The organism is Janthinobacterium sp. HH106 (assembly GCF_001758725.1).
GTDB lineage: Bacteria > Pseudomonadota > Gammaproteobacteria > Burkholderiales > Burkholderiaceae_D > Janthinobacterium.
Window position 1 is genome coordinate 177,002 of record NZ_LRIC01000073.1, and the last position, 19,686, is coordinate 196,687.

The 19,686-nt window shown below is 64.5% G+C and carries 14 protein-coding genes; 6 read left to right on the forward strand and 8 right to left on the reverse strand.

Going from position 1 to position 19,686, the window contains the following annotated elements; genetic code table 11:
* Positions 1–158 precede the first annotated feature (158 nt).
* Positions 159–884 carry a 7-cyano-7-deazaguanine synthase QueC gene (queC, locus tag JAB8_RS27525; RefSeq protein WP_070217781.1) on the forward strand — a complete coding sequence of 242 codons (726 nt, stop codon included), beginning with the start codon at positions 159–161 and terminating at the stop codon, positions 882–884.
* Positions 885–962: 78 nt separating this feature from the next.
* Positions 963–1,856 (forward strand): sterol desaturase family protein, encoded by an 894-nt coding sequence (locus tag JAB8_RS27530; RefSeq protein WP_070292473.1) that lies wholly within the window; start codon positions 963–965, stop codon positions 1,854–1,856.
* Positions 1,857–1,864: 8 nt separating this feature from the next.
* Here the strand turns inward: JAB8_RS27530 and JAB8_RS27535 are convergent, their stop codons facing one another.
* Complete coding sequence (locus JAB8_RS27535; protein ID WP_217494255.1) at positions 1,865–2,548, reverse strand: AraC family transcriptional regulator; 684 nt, start codon at positions 2,546–2,548, stop codon at positions 1,865–1,867.
* A 259-nt stretch (positions 2,549–2,807) separates the two neighbouring features.
* Here JAB8_RS27535 and JAB8_RS27540 point away from each other — a divergent pair, with 259 nt between their 5' ends.
* A complete protein-coding gene (locus tag JAB8_RS27540; protein ID WP_070292403.1) occupies positions 2,808–5,846 on the forward strand; it encodes a CHASE domain-containing protein in 3,039 nt (1,012 codons plus the stop codon).
* On the opposite strand, the gene JAB8_RS27545 is transcribed toward JAB8_RS27540, so the two are convergent.
* The gene (locus tag JAB8_RS27545; RefSeq protein ID WP_083287970.1) at positions 5,847–6,221 is read right to left on the reverse strand and encodes a hypothetical protein; all 375 of its coding nucleotides are present in this window, start codon (positions 6,219–6,221) and stop codon (positions 5,847–5,849) included. It lies immediately after the preceding gene.
* 211 nt (positions 6,222–6,432) lie between these two features.
* Here JAB8_RS27545 and JAB8_RS29330 point away from each other — a divergent pair, with 211 nt between their 5' ends.
* Together JAB8_RS29330 and JAB8_RS27550 are read left to right on the forward strand one after the other, a co-directional pair.
* Positions 6,433–6,669 (forward strand): hypothetical protein, encoded by a 237-nt coding sequence (locus tag JAB8_RS29330; RefSeq protein ID WP_070217756.1) that lies wholly within the window; start codon positions 6,433–6,435, stop codon positions 6,667–6,669.
* A 121-nt stretch (positions 6,670–6,790) separates the two neighbouring features.
* Positions 6,791–7,300, forward strand: a complete 510-nt coding sequence (locus JAB8_RS27550) for a hypothetical protein (RefSeq protein WP_070292404.1) — start codon at positions 6,791–6,793, stop codon at positions 7,298–7,300.
* Positions 7,301–7,603: 303 nt separating this feature from the next.
* On the opposite strand, the gene JAB8_RS27555 is transcribed toward JAB8_RS27550, so the two are convergent.
* The 5 genes from JAB8_RS27555 to JAB8_RS27575 all read right to left on the reverse strand — a co-directional run bounded on the left by JAB8_RS27555 (position 7,604) and on the right by JAB8_RS27575 (position 15,290).
* Entirely contained in the window at positions 7,604–10,744 is a 3,141-nt protein-coding gene (locus tag JAB8_RS27555) for a CusA/CzcA family heavy metal efflux RND transporter (protein WP_070292405.1), read from the reverse strand.
* A 25-nt stretch (positions 10,745–10,769) separates the two neighbouring features.
* Positions 10,770–11,987, reverse strand: coding sequence for an efflux RND transporter periplasmic adaptor subunit (locus JAB8_RS27560; RefSeq protein WP_070292406.1), 1,218 nt, complete (start codon positions 11,985–11,987; stop codon positions 10,770–10,772).
* A gap of 12 nt (positions 11,988–11,999) precedes the next feature.
* On the reverse strand, positions 12,000–13,232 hold the full coding sequence (locus tag JAB8_RS27565; protein WP_070292407.1) for a TolC family protein: 1,233 nt from the start codon (positions 13,230–13,232) through the stop codon (positions 12,000–12,002).
* Positions 13,233–13,337: 105 nt separating this feature from the next.
* Positions 13,338–13,700, reverse strand: a complete 363-nt coding sequence (gene czcI / locus JAB8_RS27570; RefSeq protein WP_070292408.1) for a cation efflux protein, CzcI family — start codon at positions 13,698–13,700, stop codon at positions 13,338–13,340.
* 42 nt (positions 13,701–13,742) lie between these two features.
* A complete protein-coding gene (locus JAB8_RS27575) occupies positions 13,743–15,290 on the reverse strand; it encodes a C13 family peptidase (RefSeq protein WP_070292409.1) in 1,548 nt (515 codons plus the stop codon).
* A gap of 185 nt (positions 15,291–15,475) precedes the next feature.
* Here JAB8_RS27575 and JAB8_RS27580 point away from each other — a divergent pair, with 185 nt between their 5' ends.
* The gene (locus JAB8_RS27580) at positions 15,476–17,422 is read left to right on the forward strand and encodes a GAF domain-containing sensor histidine kinase (RefSeq protein ID WP_070292410.1); all 1,947 of its coding nucleotides are present in this window, start codon (positions 15,476–15,478) and stop codon (positions 17,420–17,422) included.
* A 383-nt stretch (positions 17,423–17,805) separates the two neighbouring features.
* Here JAB8_RS27580 and JAB8_RS27585 read toward each other — a convergent pair whose 3' ends face one another.
* Positions 17,806–19,317, reverse strand: coding sequence for a DUF3369 domain-containing protein (locus JAB8_RS27585; RefSeq protein ID WP_070292411.1), 1,512 nt, complete (start codon positions 19,315–19,317; stop codon positions 17,806–17,808).
* Between the last annotated feature and the right edge of the window lie 369 nt (positions 19,318–19,686).

A 19,686-nucleotide genomic window follows, 5' to 3' on the forward strand; every position in this document is an offset into this window, starting at 1 on the left:
TGGGTCGTGCAGAAAACATGGTGCTCCAGATGAGTAAATGCTGACTGCATGTTACCGGAATAGGTAAACTGATGGCGGACGAATAAGTATTTTTTGCGCTGGGAATCATGTTTCTCCGCGCACAATTGGAACAGAATCAAACTGAAAAGAAAGAAATTATGCTAGCAACGGACTCCGCACTGGTGCTCTTTAGCGGTGGACAAGATTCCACCACCTGCCTGGCCTGGGCTCTCAAGCACTATAGCCGAGTGGAAACCATCGGTTTTGACTATGGACAGCGCCATGCGATCGAGCTGACCGTGCGTCCCGGCGTGCTCGAGCAGATGCGCCGGCAGTCGCCCGAGTGGGACAGCCGCCTGGGCCAGGACCACATGATCGATCTGTCATTGATTTCCGCCATTTCCGATACGGCCATGACGCAGAACGTCGAGATCGTCATGCAGGAAAACGGCTTGCCGAACACCTTCGTGCCCGGCCGCAACTTGCTGTTCATGACGGTAGCCGCCACCGTGGCTTACCGCCGCGGCTTGACGGTGCTGGTGGGCGGCATGTGCGAGACGGATTTTTCCGGCTACCCGGATTGCCGCGACGACACGATGAAAGCGCTGCAAGTGGCCCTGAACCTGGGCATGAATACGCGCCTGAAGCTGGAAACGCCGCTGATGTGGCTGGACAAGGCGCAAAGCTGGGACCTGGCGGAAGACCTGGGCGGCCAGCCGCTGGTCGACCTGATCCGCAGCGGTACGCACACCTGCTACCTGGGTGAGCGTGGCGAATTGCACGACTGGGGCTACGGCTGCGGCACTTGCCCCGCCTGCTCCCTGCGCGCGAACGGCTACCAGCAATACGCGGCGAGGAAGGCGGCGAAACCGGCCCTGAAATAATCAGTTTGCGCCGTTTCTTCAAGCGGCGCGGCAGGGGGACAAGCCATGCTGTGGTTTTTGCCACAGGAGCGCCTTGCCATGACATCCCTCTTTGCCGCGCTGTACGGCCCCGTGTTATGGGCCGGCTTCATCGGCGCCGCCGCTTGCCTGATCGCGGCGTGCCACTATTCCCTCTGGGTCTTGCCGCCCTTGCTGCTGCTGGCCCTGCTCACGTCCTTTCTTGCCGAACGCTACCTGCCGTATGACGGCGCGTGGAACCATGCGCACGGCGACGGCTGGCGCGATGTCGTGCATGCGCTCGTCAACGAGGCGCTGTACCTGCTGGGCCTGGCTGCCTTTCCCTTGCTGGCAGGACACCTGGCGCTGGGCGCATTCTGGCCAGTCCAGCTGCCGTTCGGGGCGCAACTGCTGCTGGCCATCCTTATCGCCGACTGCGGCATTACCCTGGTGCATTACCTGAGTCATCATTATTACTTTCTGTGGAAACTGCATGCCGTGCACCACAGCGTGCAGCGCCTGTATGGTTTCAATGGCTGGATGAAACACCCGCTGCATCTGCTGCTGGAAGCGGCGGGCGGCATGCTGCCCTTGCTGCTGCTGGGCATACCGGAGCGTGTCATGGCCGTGCTGGCGTTTGCCGTGGCGATCCAGCTGTTGCTGCAGCACGCGAATGTCGACATGCGCATGGGGCCGCTGCGCCACGTGTTTGCCTGGGCGCCGCTGCACCGTTTTCATCACATGAAATACGGCACGGCCGGCGACGTGAATTTCGGCCTGTTTTTTACGTGCTGGGACCGCCTGCTGGGCACCTGTTTCGACGCCCCGGGCTACCGCATGCGGAGCGAGGACCTGGGCATCGGCAGCCGGCCCGATTACCCCGTCGCATATGGGGCGCAATTGATCGAGCCGTTCCGCGCGGAAGAGGGCGTGCGCGCGCCCGAGCTGCCGGCCGGCTTGCGCAACGGGTCGTAGCCGGCAGGTCAATCGAGCAGCTTGACGTCGAGCTGGCGCAAGCTGCGGTCGGCGCGCACGCCGAACAGGCTGCGCATGGTGCGCGAAAAATGCGCGGCATCGGCAAAGCCGGCGCCGTGGGCCGCGTCCGTCAGAGTGCTGCCGAGCAAGATGAAACGGATGGCCAGGCGCAAGCGGCGCCACAGCACCAGCCGCCGCACGGGCAAGCCCAGCTGGGCGTTGAACAGGCGTTCCAGCTGGCTCAGCGACAAATGCGCGGCCCCGGCCACGGCCGCCGCGCTGACCTTGCCCGACAACAATATGTCGACCTGCTCCAGCGCGCGCCGCAAGCGGGGATCGGGCAAGGGCTCGCGCGGCTGGGCCTGCAATGCGGCGGCGACATGCTCCAGCGTGGGCGCGCCAGCATGGGCGGCGGCCGCCAGCAAGGCTCCACCGCCCAGGCGCTGCGGTTCCGCATAGATGGTCAGCATGGGCGCCGGTGCGCCGACGATGGCGTGCGGGCGCAGGCTTTCGACCAGCAAGTGCCGCGCCGTGTGGACGATGCCGTCGAGCTCGGCCGTGAAGGGCGCACCTGTGCTCAGCATCAGCTGGTGCGCATAATGGGCGTGACTGTCCGTGGTGCCCGCTGCGCCATGCAAGATGGCAAAATCCGGCGCCAGCCATAGTGTTCCCTGCCAGCTATCGTGCTGCAAACGCGGCTCCCTGATGATGGATGACGGGGCGATCATAGCAGCCGGCGGGAATGGTTTTCATGGCATTGAATTTTCCTGGAGTACACATCATTGCATCGATGAAATATGTGGTCTTTTTAATACAATATTCGGCATTGCAAGGGCGCCCGCTGTAACGTACTATCATTCTCATCGACTACCGATGGTAATCGTGCAGCCCGCTGCCAGCCATGTTGCCGGCAGTGTCGCGGTTTGATGTCGTCCTGCCTGTCAGCCTGCCATGTCTACACGCGCGTCTTCGTCGTGGTTTGCCCGGCCAGTGTCGCACTGGGTGGGGCCGCGCGCCTTGGCCACGCTGGTGCTGGCGCTGTGCCTCGGATTGACGTATGGCGCCTGGCGCAATGCCCACGACGCCAGCGAACAGCAGGTGCAGGCCGATTTCGATTTCCGCGTGCGCGAACTGGTGGGCAACATCGCCGGCCGCATGCGGACCTATATCCAGGTGCTGCACGGGGTGCAGGGACTGTATGCCAGTTCGCAGGAAGTCACGCGCCGCGAATTCCATGCCTATCTGGCGGTACAGCAGGTCGACCGAAACTTTCCCGGCATTCACGGCATCGGCTACCTGCCGCTGGTGCCCGGCGCCGCCCTGGCGCGGCACGAGGCCAGCGTACGCGCGGAAGGCTATCCCGGCTATGCCGTGCGTCCGTTCGGCCAGCGGGTCTGGCATGCGCCCATCACGTATCTGGAACCTTTAAGCGACAGCAACCTGCTGGCATTCGGCTATGACATCTGGTCCGAATCCGTGCGCCGCACCGCGCTCGAGCAGGCGCGCGACACGGGCCAGGCCGCCATGACGGGCAAGATCCACCTGGTGCAAGATGGCGGCAGCGACCAGGCGCATGGTTTCCTGGTCGTACTGCCCGTGTATGACAACGGCTTGCCGCATGCCAGCGTGGAGCAGCGGCGCGCCGCCTTGCGCGCCTGGGTGTTTGCGCCGTTCCGCATGGGCGACCTGATGGCGGGCGTGGGCGGCGAGGCGGCGCGCCAGCTGGACCTGGAAATCTATGACGGCGCGCAACTGGCCGAGGCGGCCCTGATGTATGACAGCCTGCCGGGCGCCTTGTCCTCTGCCGCCTCGGACAGCCTGGTGTCGCTGCAGGCGATCACCATCGCCGGGCGCGCCTGGACCTTGCGCGTGCGCGCCATGCCGGGCTTCGATGGCGAGCTGCTGGCGCGGCCCCGCCTGGTGGCCTGGACCGGTTTGCTGGCCAGCATCGTGCTGGCGCTGGCGGCCTGGCTGCTGGCGGCGGGCCGCGCCCGCGCCCAGGCGGCGCTGGCGCGCTCGAGCGAGCTGACCGGCCAGCTGGAGCAGGGGCAGGCGAGCGTGCTGGCGATGGCCGAGGCGGCGCAACGGAGCCAGGCCATGCTGCGCAGCATCCTCGATTCGACCATCGACGGCATTCTGGTCGACAACATCAATGGCCGTATCTTTACCTCGAACCGGCGTTTCCGCGACCTGTGGCAAGTGCCCGACGCGCTCGACTGGCAAGCCGATGGCGCGGCGCTGGTGCGCCATGTGGAAAGCCAGCTGGAGCAGGCGGTGCCTTTCCTTGGAGCACGCGCCCATGCGCCGCACGGCCACCGCGAGCGGCGCGACGTGCTGCACCTGCGCGATGGACGGGTGATCGAACAATATGTGCGCAGCATGCAGTTGGGCAATGAGCAGGCGCGCCTGTGGACCTTCCGCGATATCAGCGAGCGCAGCCAGATGGAGCGGCGCGAGCATACGCGGCGGCAAGTGCTGGAAATGCTGGCCACGGGCGCGCCGCTGGAACGGGTGCTGGAAAGCGTGGTGCTCAGCGTGCAAGCCGACCATCCCGCCATGCTGTGCAGCATCTTGCTGCTCGATGAAAGCCGCCACCGCCTGGTGCTGGGCGCGGCGCCGGGCTTGCCCGCGTTTTTCAACCTGTCCAGCCATGGACACGACCTCGACACCCTGCAGGGCGTGCATGGCATCGCCGCGCAGGCCGTGCGCGACGGCCAGCGCGTGATCGTGGGCGACCTGCATGCCAATGTGCAGGAAACGATGGAACTGGCGTACCGGGCCCAGCTGCAATCATGCTGGGCCGAGCCCGTGCGTGGCGGCTCGGGCAAGCTGCTCGGGGTGCTGATGGCGTATCACCGCCAGCCGACCTTGCCGGGCGCGGCGCATCTGGCGCGGCTCAGCGAGGCGGCGCACCTGGCCGGCATGGCCATCGAGCAGGCGCAGGTGGCGCTGGCCCTGCGCGCCGGCGAAGCGCGTTTCCGCAGCCTGTACGACCACGCGCCCGTGGCCCTGTGGGAGCAGGACTGGTCGGCCGTGCGCGCTGCGCTCGACGCGCTCGAGCAGGCGGGCGTGCGCGACCTGGGCGCCCACTTCCAGGCCAATCCGGACGCGCTGCGGAAGCTGGCGGGCCTGGTGCGCATCATCGATGCGAACGGTGCCGCGCTGGCGCAGGTGCGCGCCAACGAGGACGACCAGCGCCGCGGCGCGCTGAGCCTGGCACAGAATTTCGATGACAGCGCCTTGCCCCGTTTCGGCGATGCGTTGCTGGCGCTGGCTGGCGGCGCCCACCTGTACGAGTGCGAAAGCAGCTTCGTGCGTCTCGACGGCGCGGCGCGGCAAAATGAATTGAGCCTGCTGGTGATGCCCGGGCATGCGGACAGCCTCGATTTCGTCATGGTGTCTTCGCTCGATATCACCGAGCGCAAGCGCATGAACGCGGAACTGTTGCAGCTGGCCACCACGGATTTCCTGACCGGCTTGCCGAACCGCCGTCACTTCATGGCATCGCTGGAAAACGAGCATGCTCGCTTGCAGCGCGAGCTGGCCAGCTGCGCCAGCGTGCTGATGCTCGACATCGATCACTTCAAGCGCGTCAACGACGAGCATGGCCACGCCGTGGGCGATGCCGTGCTGCGCCACCTGGGCGCGCTGATGTGCCAGGCGCTGCGCAAGGTCGACGTGCCGGGCCGCGTGGGCGGCGAGGAATTCGCCATCTTGCTGCCGGGCACGGATCTGAGCGCCGCCGCCGTGTTTGCCGAACGGCTGCGCCGGCGCGTGGCGGAAAGTTCGCTGACCATCGATGGCGGCATTGTGCTCACCATCACGGTGAGCATCGGCATGGCCGCCATGGTCGGTACCGATGCCGATTGCGACGCCGTGCTGGCGCGCGCCGACGAGGCGCTGTACCGGGCCAAGCGGGGTGGGCGCAACCGCATCGAACAGAATGACGGCGGCGGCGACGGCGTGCTCAGCAAGTTCATGGCGCAGTGATTACAGGCTGTGCTGACGCGTCTGTGCCTGTTTGCGGTTGCGGCTGACGATCAGCCAGATGATGGCGACGGGAATCAAGAGCGGCAGCAGCACGGGCGTGCTCAAGGCCAGCGCCAGCGCCACGCACAGGGCCACCACGGCGATCAGCACCACGCCCACGCCGGCCAGCACCACGCCCGTGACGACGGCGCCGCATACCAGCGCAATGGCGGCGATCAGCAAGCCGCCGCCGGCAAACACCAGGCCGAACAGCCACTCCAGCGGTCCGTCGATCTCGTCGCCGTTGAGCTGCATGTGCATGTCCGTGGCGCCGATCTTGTCGAGGAACAGGCAGGCGAGCATGACGATGAGGACGAAGGTGAGCAATTTTTTCATGGTAAGCCTCGGTGTGTGGGTGATCGGGTATTGCATGGTCACACTGTAGGCGCGCACCCCGCTTGCCGCCAGCGGCGTGCGACAGGCCGTCATTTTCACGGTATGGAAGGCGCTGGCGCCCAGAAAACACTGATCTGGAACAAGATTTCTTTTCTTGTAATGTGCGCAAGCCGTCCTATACTGAACACCTCAGTCTCGCAAGGAGGGCAACATGCTTTTGTTTGCAGATACCGGGGATCAATCGCTATCCCTTTTTCACCATCGAACCACGCGCCAGCGTAGCGCCACGCAGTCCTGCGCCGAGCCCGTCGGCGCGCCATCGGCGATACCGCCGATCATCATCAATCCTTTTAATTATCATGCGCCGCTGCCGGCCATCGACCCGCGCTGGGTACCGCCCGGCCCGCCGCTGACCTGGCCCAACCGGCCTGCCATGTCCATGTGCTGACAGTTGCCTGGGAAGATGCCGGACGGAAGCGTTGAACGTTCACCCATGCCGCCGTGAAGGCGGCACGGGCGGGCGTTTTCGACTATCATGCTAGCCCCGACCTTCCATCACGAGCACCGCCATGAGTACCGATTTCCCCGACTTTTCCGACGAAGCAGCCGAGCACGACAATGACGCCCCGATCCAGGAGCCGCGCCTGTGGGTAGGCAATGGCTGGACGGCGCGCGTGATCAAGAACGAGGAAGATGAAGGCTGGGCCGTGGCCATGATCAAGGATGGCGAACCGGAGCCGGCCCTCGTGGGCCCGTGGACCATGGGCCGCGACAAGAAAAACCCGAAGCCGCTCGACGTCAACGCCTTCAACACCCTGGTCAAGACGGCGTCCGAGGTGCTGCGCCGCCACGAGCAGCAGCTGCATGCGCAATTGCACAAGAACCTGTTCGTCGCCACCGACGAGGGGCAGATCAAGGTGATGTTCGACATCGTGCCCGACGAAGACCACCCGTACGCGGAACTGAGCGCCTACGACGCCGACGGCGAACAGATCGCCAAGGTGCGCACCTCGGCCGCGTTCAAGTTCAACGCCACGTCCGCCGCGAACTGGATCGAAGGCGGCTACCGCCGGCCGTAAGCTGCATATTGTTGGCGCCGATGCTGGTGTCGGATGACGCTCCTTCGGAGCTAATCCGACCTGCGTCCGCGGAACCGACGCATGGACAGGTGGGTCGGATCAGGCCTGCAAGGCCGTCATCCGACGTTACCGCCAGCGTCAATAATGTGTCGGATGACGCTCCTTCGGAGCTAATCCGACCTGCGTCCGCGGAACCGACGCATGGACAGGTAGGTCGGATCAGGCCTGCAAGGCCGTCATCCGACGTTACCACCAGCGTCAATAATGTGTCGGATGACGCGCTTGCGACCTCGGCGGCCCCCGCTAATCCGACCTGCCTCTTACGGCATACGCCAGCCGGTACAACAGCGGCAGCACCAGCAGCGTCAATGCCGTCGACGATAAAATGCCGCCGATCACCACGGTGGCCAGCGGACGCTGCACTTCGGCGCCCGTGCCCGTGGCAATGGCCATCGGCACGAAACCGAGCGACGCCACCAGCGCCGTCATCAAGACGGGCCGCAAACGCGTGATGGCCCCCTCGCGTATCGCATCCTGCAAGGGCATGCCCTGTTCGCGCAGCTGGCGGATGTAGGCAATCATCACCAGGCCGTTCAGCACGGCCACGCCGGACAGGGCGATGAAACCGACAGCTGCCGAGATCGACATGGGAATGTCGCGCAGCCACAGGGCGACGATGCCGCCCGTCAAGGCGAACGGGATGCCGCTGAAGACCAATAGTCCATCCTTCACGTTGCCGAACATGGCGAACAGCAACACAAACACCAGCGCCAGCGCCACGGGCACCACCAGTTCCAGGCGTTTCGTGGCCGACTGCAATTGCTCGAACTGGCCGCCCCAGCTGGTCCAGTAGCCGGCAGGAATGGCCACCTGCGATTGCAACTGCTGCGTGGCATCGGCCACGAAGGAGCCGATATCGCGCCCGCGCACGTTGGCGCTGATGACGATGCGGCGCTTGCCGTCTTCGCGGCTGATCTGGTTCGGCCCCGGCGTCACTTGCAGGCTGGCCACTTCGCCGAGCGGGATGAAGCGGGCGCGGCCTTCCGCCGCCGCGCCCAGGGGCAGGGCGATGGGCAGGCGTTTGAGTTGCTCCAGGTCGCTGCGCAGGCTGTCGGGCAGGCGCACGACGATGTCGAAGCGGCGGTCGCCCTGGAACAGGGTACCCGCCTCTTGCCCGCCGATGGCCGTGGCGATCGCCGCTTGCACGTCGGCAATATTGAGGCCATAGCGGGCCGTCTGCTCGCGGTCGATCTGCACCGTCAGCATGGGCAGCCCCGTCGTCTGCTCGACTTTTACCTCTGTTGCGCCCGGTATCTTGCCCAGCACGCCGGCAATCTTCGCCGCCGTGCTGTCGAGCACGCCCATATCGTCGCCGAACAGTTTCACGGCCACGTCGCTGCGCACGCCGGAAATCAGTTCATTGAAGCGCAGCTGGATCGGTTGCGAAAACTCGTAATTGTTGCCCGGCAAGCTGGTGGCCGTCGCTTCGATTTCCGCCAGCAATTGCTCGCGCGACTTCTTCGGTTCTGGCCATGCGTCGCGGGGTTTCAGCATGATGTAACCATCGGAAATATTCGGCGGCATGGGGTCGGAGGCGATCTCGGCCGTTCCCGTACGGGCGAACACGCGCGCGATTTCCTTGTGGTTTGCCATCAGCTTGCTTTCCAGCTGCTGCTGCATGGCCAGCGATTGCGTCAAGCTGGTGCCGGGGATGCGCAGGGCCTGGATGGCGATGTCGCCCTCGTTCAGGCTGGGCACGAATTCGCTGCCCATGCGCGTGGCCAGCAAGCCCGACAGCACGACGGCTACCGCCGCGCCCGTCAACACGACGGGCGTGTTGCGCATCACCTTGTCCAGCAGCGGCGCGTACCAGCGCTTGGCGGCGCGCATGATGGCGTTTTCCTTCTCCGCCACCTTGTCGCCGATAAACAGCGCCACCGCGGCCGGAATGAAGGTGATCGACAGCAGCATGGCGCCGAGCAGGGCGATGACCACCGTCAGGGCCATCGGCGTAAACATGCGGCCCTCCACGCCCGTCAGCGCGAAGATGGGCAGGTACACGACCATGATGATCAGCTGCCCGTACAGCAAGGGGCGGCGCGCTTCTTGCGATGCCGCAAACACTTCCTGAAAACGCTCCTGCAAGGTCAGCGGCCGTCCCAGTTTTTGCTGCGCATGGGCCAGGCGGCGCACGCAGTTTTCCACGATGACCACGGCGCCATCGATGATGATGCCGAAATCGAGCGCCCCCAGGCTCATCAGGTTGGCGCTCACATGGTATTGCACCATGCCCGTAAACGTGAACAGCATGGCCAGCGGAATCACCATGGCCGTGATGACGGCCGCGCGGATATTGCCGAGGAACAAAAACAAAATGGCGATCACCAATACCGCCCCTTCCAGCAGGTTTTTCTTCACCGTATTGATGGCCTTGTCGACGAGCACCGTGCGGTCATACACGGTGACGGCGTGCACGCCTTTCGGCAGGCTGCGGTTGATCTCGATCATCTTCTTGTCGACGGCTTGCGACACGGCGCGGCTGTTTTGCCCGATCAGCATGAAGACGGTGCCGAGCACCACTTCGCGGCCGTTTTCCGTGGCCGCGCCCGTGCGCAGCTCGCGCCCCAGCACCACGTCGGCCACGTCGCGGATGCGGATCGCCACGCCCTGCACATTGGCGACGACGATGTTGCCGATGTCGTCCTTCGATGCCACCTGGCCCGGCGCGCGTATCAGCAGCTGCTCGCCCTGCTTTTCGATGTAGCCGGCGCCCACGTTGCTGTTGTTGCGCTCGAGCGCCGTCACCACGTCTTGCAGGCTGATGCCGTAGGCGGCCAGTTTTTCCGGGTAGGGCGCCACCTGGTATTGCTTGGCGTAACCGCCGATGGCATTGATTTCCGTGACGCCCGTGACATTGCGCAACTGCGGCTTGATGATCCAGTCCTGGATTTCGCGCAAGTCCGTCGGCGTGTAGGGCGTGCCGTCCGGCTTTTTCGCGCCCTCCTGCGTTTCCACCGTCCACAGATAGATTTCACCGAGACCCGTGGAAACGGGCCCCATCTTCGGCGTGATGCCGGCCGGCAAGCTTTCCTTCGCTTCCTGCAGGCGCTCGTTGATCATCTGGCGGGCAAAATAAATGTCCGTACCATCCTTGAAGATCACGGTCACTTGCGACAAACCATAGCGCGACAGCGAACGCGTCTGCTCCAGGTTGGGCAAGCCGGCCATGGCCGTCTCGATGGGGAAGGTGACTCGCTGCTCGGTTTCCAGCGGCGAATAGCCGGCGGACTGGGTATTGATTTGCACCTGCACGTTGGTGATGTCGGGCACGGCGTCGATGGGCAGCTTCTGGTAGCTGTAGATACCCAGGCCGGCCATGGCGGCCACGGCCAGCATCACCAGCCAGCGCTGGTCGATGGCAAAGCGGATCAAGCGTTCAAACATGATGGTTTCCTTAGCTTTGACGTGATCAATGTTCGTGGCCGGCAGAATCTTTGCCCAGCTCGGACTTCAGGACAAAACTGCCTTGCGCCGCGTACGGCGTGCCGGCGACCAGGCCCTGCTTGATGTGCGTCAGATTGCCATCGCTGCGGCCCAGCACCACGGGCGTGGCCTGGTAGCCATCCTTGACCTGCACGAAGACGACGGGCTTGTCTTCCACCGTCTGGATGGCCGTGCTGTGCACTGTGACGGGCGCGTCCGCTTCACCGGACACCACTTCCACCGTGACGAACAGGCCCGGGCGCCAGGCCATGTCCGGGTTCTGCAAGCTGATGCGTGCCTTGGCCGTGCGCGTCTGCTCGCCCAGCAGTGCGCCCACGTAGGTGATCGTGCCTTGCGCGCTGGCGTCGAAAGCGCTGGCTTTCACCTCGGCCTTGCCTCCCATGCGCACGGTGGCCAGGTCTTTCGCCGGCACGGCGATTTCCGCCCACACGGTCGACAGGTCGGAAATGACGAAGATGTTCGCGTCTTCCTTGACGGCTTCGCCCAGGGTGATGTGTTTTTCCAGCACCATGCCGTCGAACGGCGCGCGGATCTCGTAGCGGTTCAGCGGCCCTTTGCTGGCCCCGGTCCCGGCGCCGCTGGCGCCCAGCGCGCTGAGTTTTTGCTGCGCATTCTGCACGGCGATTTCCGCCTCGCGCCACGCCTGCTGCGCCTGCAGGTAATCCTGTTCGGCCGAAATTTTCTCGCGCCACAGTTTTTCTTCGCGCTCATACGTGGAGCGGGCCAGGGAGAGCCGCCGCTGCGCCGACAGCAGCGTGCTGCGCTGTTCCGACAGTTCCGTGCTGGCGATGACGGCCAGTACCTGCCCCTTTTTCACCAGTTGGCCCAGGTCCGCCTGCACGGCTTCCACCACGCCGGCCAGACGGGGCACGACGTGGGCCGTGCGGTCTTCGTTGAAACGGATTTCGCCGGGCAGGGCGACCGTCGTCTTGATGCGGCCGGGCGCGGCCGTGGCGATGACGACGCCGGCCGCGCGGCTTTGCGCCGCCGTCAATTCCAGCTTGCCTTCCACTTCCTCGTGGCCGTGTTCGTCTTTCTTTTCAGCGTGGGCTTCCACCTTGACGGCGGTGGACGGCGCGGTCCTGGAATTGCCCGTGCCGAGGATGAGGATGGCCAGCACGATGCCGGCGGCCGCGATGGAAGCGATGGCGATCGCCTGCTTTTTGTTCAGTGTGATGTTCATGGAGGGTATTCCTTACAGGGGAGCTGGTGTGCCCAGCAGGCGCTCGATCTCGGCGGCGGCGTGCTGCGCTTCCGTCAGCGCGCGCAGGTATTGGTTTTTGGCTTGCAGCAAGGTGCGCTGGGCATCGAGCACGTCGAGGAAGGCGAACTTGCCGAACTCAAAGCCCTTGCTGGCCGCGTCGTAGGCGCTTTGGGCGCCGGGCAAGATATCCAGGCGCAAGCTTTCCACGTCGAGCCGGGCCGTGGCCAGGCGTTCGCTGGCGGCGGCCACGTCCGTCTGCACGGCGATGCGGGCGGCGGCCAGCTCGTCGCTGGCCTTGTCGCTGCGGCGCAAGGCGTCGAGCTTGTTGCCGGCATTGCGGTCGAACAAAGGCAGCGGCAGGGCCAGGCCGATGATGGCCTGGTTGCGGCCCAGTTCTTCCGAGCGCTTCATGCCGATGCTGAGCGTGACGTCGGGCGTGGCGCGCCGCTGTTCCACGTCCAGCATGGCTTGCCGCTGGGCCAGCGCGCTGCGCGCCTGGCGCACGGCCGGCGCCTGCTCCAGCCGTGCCGCCAGTTCGCTGGCGGGCGGCAGCTGCGGCAAGGTTTCCAGCCGGCCCTCGGCTACGCTAAAGCGGGGCGCGGCATTGCCCCACAGGGCGGCCAGGCGCTTGCGGGCGCCAGCCAGCGTGCTGCGGGCCAGGTTCAGTTCCAGCCGCACGCTCGCTTCGGCGACCCTGGCGCGGGTTTCCTCGACAGGCGAGGCCTTGCCGGCCGTCACCCGGCGCGCCGTGATGTCGCTGGCGCGCGCGGCCAGCGCCTGCGCGCTGTCGGCCAGGCGCAAGCCTTCCTGCGCCGCCAGCACGTCGACAAAGGCGGACGTGACTTGCGCGCGCGTGTCGGCTTGCTGCAGTGACAGGCCGGCCTGCGCCAGTTCCTGGCCCTGCTGCGCGACGGCGGCGCGCGCACCGCGTTTGCCGCCCAGCTCTATGAGCTGGTTCAGCTGCACGGTGGTGCTGCGCGTGGCGCGCCGCGTGTCTTCCAGCACGGTTTGCAGTTCCGGGTTGGGCAGGGCGCGCGCCTGTTGCATGGCGCCGCCCTGGGCCGCCAGTTCATGGCGGGCGGCCGACAGGGTGGCGTTGCCGCCTTCGGCCAGGGCCAGCGCGGCGGGCAGGGTCAGGGGAGCGGCGGCTTCTTCAGGTGTTTGCGCGTGCGCAAAGTTGCCGGCCAGCAGGCCAGCGGAAAGTAACAAGATGATTTGGTACATCGAATTCTCCAGGGAATGGAAAAAGAATTCGACGGGACGCGCAGGCTGGCGCCTGCTTTAGTCAGGCCCGCATATTGCGATCAGTGAAAGAAGCGTCCCGTCGGCCTAGATGGCCGACGACCAGTCAGGGCGCTTGGGAGCGTCCGGGATGTGGGAAGCGTAAAAGAAGGGGGACGTATCCGCGTTGACGGACGCCATGTCGCCGACCGGCAGGCTGGAGCCGGCCGGCAGCCATGCGTGGCCGATGCCATGGCAGACATTGCAATCGCTGTGCGGCTGGCCTTTTTTCTGCTGCTCAGCTTTATCGCCGGCGGGTTTTTTGTCCGCATCGGCCTTGTGCTGGTGGCTGTGGTGGCCCAGGTGCTGCGCCGCCTTGCCTTCCTCGTGCAGGCAATACGCGCTCGCCGCGGCCCAGGACATCTGGAGCGGAAGCACGAACAGCAGCAAAATGAGGAAGAATTGTCGCATGGTGACGGCTATTGTACAGAAAGGCGGGCGGCCGTGCCGTGCTTAGCGTGGCTGGGCGCGCCACGCCTTCAGCTGCGCGGCAATCGCCTTGCCCTGGAATAGCTGCGGCTCGGAATGCTCTTCCGCCTCCATGCCGCCTTCGAGGAAATCGGCCGCCTCGCGCGCCTGCACCAGCACCTTGGCCTTGTCGAACGCCTCGGCAAAGCCGGCGCTCTTGGGCAAGGCTTCCTTGAAATACGCTTCGCTGAAGTAAGTAAAATCGTTCTGGTCGTCGCAGCCGAACGAGGTGCGGTCGCTGCGCGCGGCCGTGATGATGAGGGTGTTGTCATCTTTTAATGGCGCAATGAAGCCGCCCGCGTAGCAGGCCGAGATCACGATGACTTTCCAGCGGATGCCGCTGTGCTTGAGCATGCCCGCCAGCTCTTGCGCGGGCAGGCTGTGCAAGTCCATGCCGTTTTGCGCCAGCGCCAGTTCGTGCTCGGGCGAGCCGTGGCTGGTGAGAAATAAAAACAGGATGTCGTTGGCCTTGTCCATCTTCGCGCCCAGGGCGTCGAGGCTGGCGGCGATGCTGGTGCGCGTGGCCATCGGCTGCTGCGCCACCGTGTTGCGGCTGTTGACCAGCATCAGGGAGCGGCCCACGGTGCCGTAATCGCGGTCGAACTGGCGCTGCACGAAGGCCGTTTCGCGGTGAAACACTTCCTGCGCGCCATCGCCGGCCACGCCCAGCAGGTACAGATTGATCTTTTTCGCCGCATCGCGCGGCGCGATCCGGGCCAGGGCGCCGTCGAGCAGGGTGCGCTGGTTGTACAGGGCCAGCTCGATATTGTCGCGCGTGAGCTTGTCTGCGGCCGGGTCGTCCAGCTGGCCTTCCGTCCAGTTGCCGCTGTCTTCGCGGCGGCCGTCCGCCTGCGCCACGGCATAGCGCAGCACGCCCTTGCCGTCGAACTGGCCATTCTTGAAGCCACCCCGGTATTCGTCGCCGTCGACCGTGCGCAGCACGCCTTCGCCCTCGAATTTCCAGTCTTTCAGCTCGCCTTCATAGTGGATGCCGTCGCTGGTGGTGACCTTCGCCTTGCCCTGCACCTGGCCCTGGACGAATTCGCCTTCGAAGACGGTGCCGTCCGTGTCGGTCAGCTTGCCGGCGCCGTGCGGGCGCCAGTGCTTGAAATGGCCCTCGAAGGTGGCGCCGTCGGCGCCCTGGAAGCGGCCTGGTCCCTCGAAGCTGCCGTTGACGAAGCTGCCCGCATAGATTTCGCCCTTGGGCGAGGTGTAGCGGCCGATGCCGTCGAAGGCGCCCTGGCGGAAGGCGCCCGTGTATTCGACGCCGGACGCCTGGCGCAGCTTGCCCTGGCCGGAAAACACGCCGCGCGCGAAGCCCCCTTCGTAAAACGCGCCGCTCGCGTATTCGAGCCGCCCCTGGCCGTGCATCTTGCCCGCGACGAGGGGGCCGAAATAGCGTCCGCCATCGGCCGTTTCCGCCGCCGGCGCCTTGGCTGGTGCGGCGCACAATGGCGGCATGCCCAGCGCGGCAAAGGCCAGCAGGCCGGCGAGGGTGTAGGGGCGAAGCGAGGCGCGTAGCGTGGCAGTCATGAGGACGGTCTGGTCTGTAGGAAGGGGCCTAGTCTGCCACTGTATCGGCCAGGTGGCAAATGCGCGCGTGGCGAGTGTTGCTATCGCTCAAGGCAAGATTCTGCGTTTTATGCCGTGCCAAGGCTGGGCTGAACTGATAATATTGATTTTCAGAACATATACTTGCACAAGGTACATAGTCACCCATGGAAAGCCGTCTCAGCCGCCTGGAAGCCGTCCAGACCGTGTTGCTGGAAATCGGGCAGCGCTCGAGCACCTGCAGCGATATCAGCGAATTCCTGCAGGCGGTGCATGCGGCGCTGGGGCGCATCATGTATGCGGCCAACTTTTACGTGGCGCTCAGCGACCGCGACCACGGCCTCGTGCGCTTCCCGTATTTTGTCGACGAATTCGACGCCGCGCCCGATCCGGACGAGGGCGTGCGCCTGGCCAGCGCCGCGCAGTCGCCCACGGCATGGGTCATCGTCAACCGCAAACAGCTGGTGATGACGGCCGACGACGACGCCATGCGCGCCATCGGCGGCGGCGCCTGGGGCGGCGGCACGGCGGCCGAGCACTGGATCGGCTGTCCGCTGCTGGACCAGCAGCACCAGGTGCTCGGCGCCATCGTCATCCAGAGCTACGACGCGCAGCACCGCTTCAGCCTGGAAGACCAGGCCCTGTTCGCGCTGATCGCCACGCACGTGTCGAGCGCCCTGCAAGGCATGCAAAGCATGGACCGGCTGGAAAAGGCGGTGCAGGAGCGCACGGCCCTGCTGGCGCACGAGGTGGCCGAGCGCCGGCGCGCGGAAAACCTGCAGCATGCGCTGTATGAAATCGCCAACCTGTCGGCGCAGGCGGCCGACGCGACGACCCTGTATGCGCGCCTGCACGCCATCATCAGCGAACTGGTGACGGCAAAGAATTTCCTCATCGCCCTGTACCACCCGGACAACAAGGACATCACGATCCCGTATTTCGTCGACGAGAAAGATGCGCAGGCGCCCGTAAAACGCTTTCATTACGGCATCGGCATGAGTTCCTATGTGCTGGCGCGCCGGCAGGCGTGCCTGCTCGATGCGGACAGCTATGCGGCGCTGGTGGCCAGCGGCGAGATGGACGAGCCGCTGGGCAATGTGGGCATCGCCAGCTGGATGGGCGCGCCCATGCTGCTGGGCGAGAGAAAGTATGGCGTGATCATCGTGCAAAGCTACGACGAATCCGTCGTGTATGGCCAGGCGGAACTGGACGTGCTGGCCTTCATGGCCAGCCACGTGGCCGTGGCGATGGCCCGCATCCAGGCCGACAGCGCCATGCGCCAGGCCAAGGAAGCGCTGGAAGAGCAGAACGCGGCCCTGAACAGCGCCTTGAACGCCTTGCAGGAAGCGCAGTCGGAACTGGTGCGCCAGGAAAAGCTGGCGTCCCTGGGACGCCTGGTGGCGGGCGTGGCGCATGAAATCAATACGCCGCTGGGCATTTGCGTGACGGCCACCAGCCACCTGGTGCAGGAATTGAAGCTGACGCGCGAAGACCTGGACGGCGGCCAGCTCGATGAAGACGGCTTGCGGCAATTTTTCGACATCATCGACCAGACCCTGCGCATCATGACGACGAACACGCAGCGCGCCGCGGCGCTGGTGCGCAGCTTCAAGCAGGTGGCCGTGGACCAGTCCTCGGACGAATTGCGCAGCTTTAACTTGCGCAAATATCTCGATGAAATCCTGCTGTCCTTGCAACCGAAGCTCAAGGGCAAGCCGGTCAAGGTGGAGATCGATTGCGCGCCCGAGGTGCAACTGCGCAGCTATCCGGGCGCCGTCTCGCAGATCGTCACGAACATGGTGGTCAATTCATTGGTGCACGGCTTTGCGGAAGGCGAGCCGGGCAGGATCAAGATCAGTGCCAGGACGGCCGGCGACATGCTGGAACTCGACTACAGCGACGACGGCATGGGCATGGACAGCGCCACCCTGGGCCAGCTGTTCGATCCTTTCTTCACGACCAAGCGGGGCTCGGGCGGCAGCGGCCTGGGTGCGCACATCCTGTACAACCTGGTGACGGGGCCGCTGGGCGGGACGGTGAAGGTGGTCAGTGCGCCGGGGATGGGGTTGCATTACAAGATACGCTTTCCGCTGGAGCCACGTAGGTCGGATTAGCGGCAAGGCCGCGTAATCCGACGCCGGCGGCTAGGCTAAAAACGGCGGGCCGGAGACGCGGGCCTGAGAAAATGCCGATGGCGGCGTTGCGGCTCCTTGCCGTACATGCGTACTGTCTGCGTCGCCGCGCCTTGCCCTCGACATTTTTCAGGCTCGCTTGGCCCGGAATACCTGTGTTGGGGGCTTGGGCCGAGGCGTGTTTTGCTGGTGTGCAGATCGCGTAATCCGACAACATCGTTGGCGTGGCTGCCGGTGGTGTCGGATTACGGCCTGCGGCCTAATCCGACCTACGCCAGCTTTTTATCGGGGAAGCGTTAGTTCAAGGCATGCTACGTAGGTCGGATTAGCGGCAAGGCCGCGTAATCCGACACCACCGCCAGCTTTTAATCAGGGAAACGTTGATTCAGCGCCAGGGCCTCGTCCAGGTTCGCAATCAGCAACTCCACATACTGCGGGTCCAAATGGCTGCCGCTCACTTCGCGCAGGTAGCTGACCACGCGCTCGAGGGGCCAGGCATCCTTGTAGCAGCGCTTGTGCATGAGGGCGTCGAAGACGTCGGCGACGGCGGCGATGCGCGCGTATTTGTGGATGTTTTCGCCCACCAGGCCTTGCGGGTAGCCGCTGCCGTCGAATTTTTCATGGTGCTGGTGGGCGATCACGGCGGCCGCCTTCAAGAGCGGGCGCTGCGAGCCGTCGAGGATGGACATGCCCACCGTCGGATGCTGCTTCATGATTTCCCACTCGGCCGCGTCGAGCTTGCCAGGTTTCAGCAGCACGGCATCGGGCGTGGAAATCTTGCCGATGTCGTGCATGGGCGCCGCGTGGCGCAGCACCATGGTTTCCTCTTCCGACATGCCGGAGGCCTGCGCCAGCAGCTGGCACACTTCGGCCATGCGGCGCACGTGGTTGCCCCCTTCGTGCGAGCGCGATTCGACCACGTCGCCCAGGCGCAGGATCAGCTCGGCCTGGGTATCGGTGATTTCCTGCGTCAGCAGGATGTTGTCGAAGGCGATCGCCACGCCGGAACAAAATACTTCCAGCAGCTGCGCGTCGAGGTCGGAAATCTCTTCCACGCCCTTGAGCACCAGCAGGGAGGCCTTGCCGCTGCTGTTGGGGAAATAGCCGACATAGGTGTCGCCATGCAGGCGCGAAATTTTATTGCTCTTGGCGTCGTCCAGCTGCGACAGCAGGGACGGGCTGAGGATGCCGCCATCGGCTTCATGGTCGCCGATCTGCGCGAGGATTTCATAGTCCTGCTCGCCCGTGATGGCGCTGGCGCCGCGCAGGCGTAGCAGCATGCTCGTTTCCAGGCGCAGCAGGGCGACGACTTGCTGCAGCAGGCCGCTGGCGAAGTCGCGCAGGTTGCGCTGCTTGAAAATGTGCGCCGAGGCGGCGATGACGCGCTCGAGGCCTTCGCGGTAGTGCAGCTGGGCCTGGCGCGCCTCTTCCACCTTCATGATGTCGCGGTAGGCGCGCAGGGCGGCAAAGGTGGTGGTAAACAGCTTGGTGCGGTCGAGCTCGGTTTTTTCCTTGTAGTCGTTGATGTCGTAGTTGACGATCACCCGTTCTTCCGGCGCCTGTCCCGGCTGCCCCGTGCGCAGCACGATGCGCGTAAACTGGTTGCCCAGGTCTTCGCGCATCCAGCGCGCCACCTCCAGGCCGCTGTCTTCGCGTTCCATCACCACGTCGAGGAAGACGAGCGCGATGCCCTCTTCGCGCGCCAGCACCTGCTTGGCCTCGGCGCCGCTGTACGCGTGCACGAAGCTCAGGGCGCGGCCCTCGAGACGGAAACGGCTCAGCGTGAGTTCGGTGATGTCGTGGATGTCGGGTTCATCATCGACGAGCAGGACTTTCCAGGGAGGTAACTTGGGCGATGCAGATGACAAAAATGACATAAGGGCGAGTTCCGCTAAAAGGCATAACTGACGCAATGCTGAGACGCCCGCGCCAGGAATTCCTGTGCGCCATGACCGGCGTTGCGCGTTTTTCGGGCGCATTTTGTCGATTGTAGACCGACCGCTAAGTATTAACAATAAGCAAGAACAATTGACTAAAATCATGCAACACACGTGCTAAAAAAGCACTTTAAATCCATGCTTTCTACACTATCTATACTTTATCGCTTAGGCAACTATATTTTCAAGACAATACTTTGTTTTAATTAATATTGCTAATGAATCTGCAAAAAAATACGGCGTCTTTCCTTCTTGGCGAAAAACCGGAAAAGTAACAAGGTATGAATTACGCGCCAGAAGGGACTGGAG

Bases quoted from the DNA above. Each gene is read 5' to 3' on its own strand.
- JAB8_RS27585 (WP_070292411.1), bottom strand. From the start codon at position 19,317: ATGTCATTTTTGTCATCTGCATCGCCCAAGTTACCTCCCTGGAAAGTC.
- JAB8_RS27575 (WP_070292409.1), bottom strand. From the start codon at position 15,290: ATGACTGCCACGCTACGCGCCTCGCTTCGCCCCTACACCCTCGCCGGC.
- JAB8_RS27545 (WP_083287970.1), bottom strand. From the start codon at position 6,221: ATGAAAAAATTGCTCACCTTCGTCCTCATCGTCATGCTCGCCTGCCTG.
- JAB8_RS27580 (WP_070292410.1), top strand. From the start codon at position 15,476: ATGGAAAGCCGTCTCAGCCGCCTGGAAGCCGTCCAGACCGTGTTGCTG.
- czcI (WP_070292408.1), bottom strand. From the start codon at position 13,700: ATGCGACAATTCTTCCTCATTTTGCTGCTGTTCGTGCTTCCGCTCCAG.
- JAB8_RS27550 (WP_070292404.1), top strand. From the start codon at position 6,791: ATGAGTACCGATTTCCCCGACTTTTCCGACGAAGCAGCCGAGCACGAC.
- JAB8_RS27565 (WP_070292407.1), bottom strand. From the start codon at position 13,232: ATGTACCAAATCATCTTGTTACTTTCCGCTGGCCTGCTGGCCGGCAAC.
- queC (WP_070217781.1), top strand. From the start codon at position 159: ATGCTAGCAACGGACTCCGCACTGGTGCTCTTTAGCGGTGGACAAGAT.
- JAB8_RS27560 (WP_070292406.1), bottom strand. From the start codon at position 11,987: ATGAACATCACACTGAACAAAAAGCAGGCGATCGCCATCGCTTCCATC.
- JAB8_RS27555 (WP_070292405.1), bottom strand. From the start codon at position 10,744: ATGTTTGAACGCTTGATCCGCTTTGCCATCGACCAGCGCTGGCTGGTG.
- JAB8_RS27530 (WP_070292473.1), top strand. From the start codon at position 963: ATGACATCCCTCTTTGCCGCGCTGTACGGCCCCGTGTTATGGGCCGGC.
- JAB8_RS27540 (WP_070292403.1), top strand. From the start codon at position 2,808: ATGTCTACACGCGCGTCTTCGTCGTGGTTTGCCCGGCCAGTGTCGCAC.
- JAB8_RS29330 (WP_070217756.1), top strand. From the start codon at position 6,433: ATGCTTTTGTTTGCAGATACCGGGGATCAATCGCTATCCCTTTTTCAC.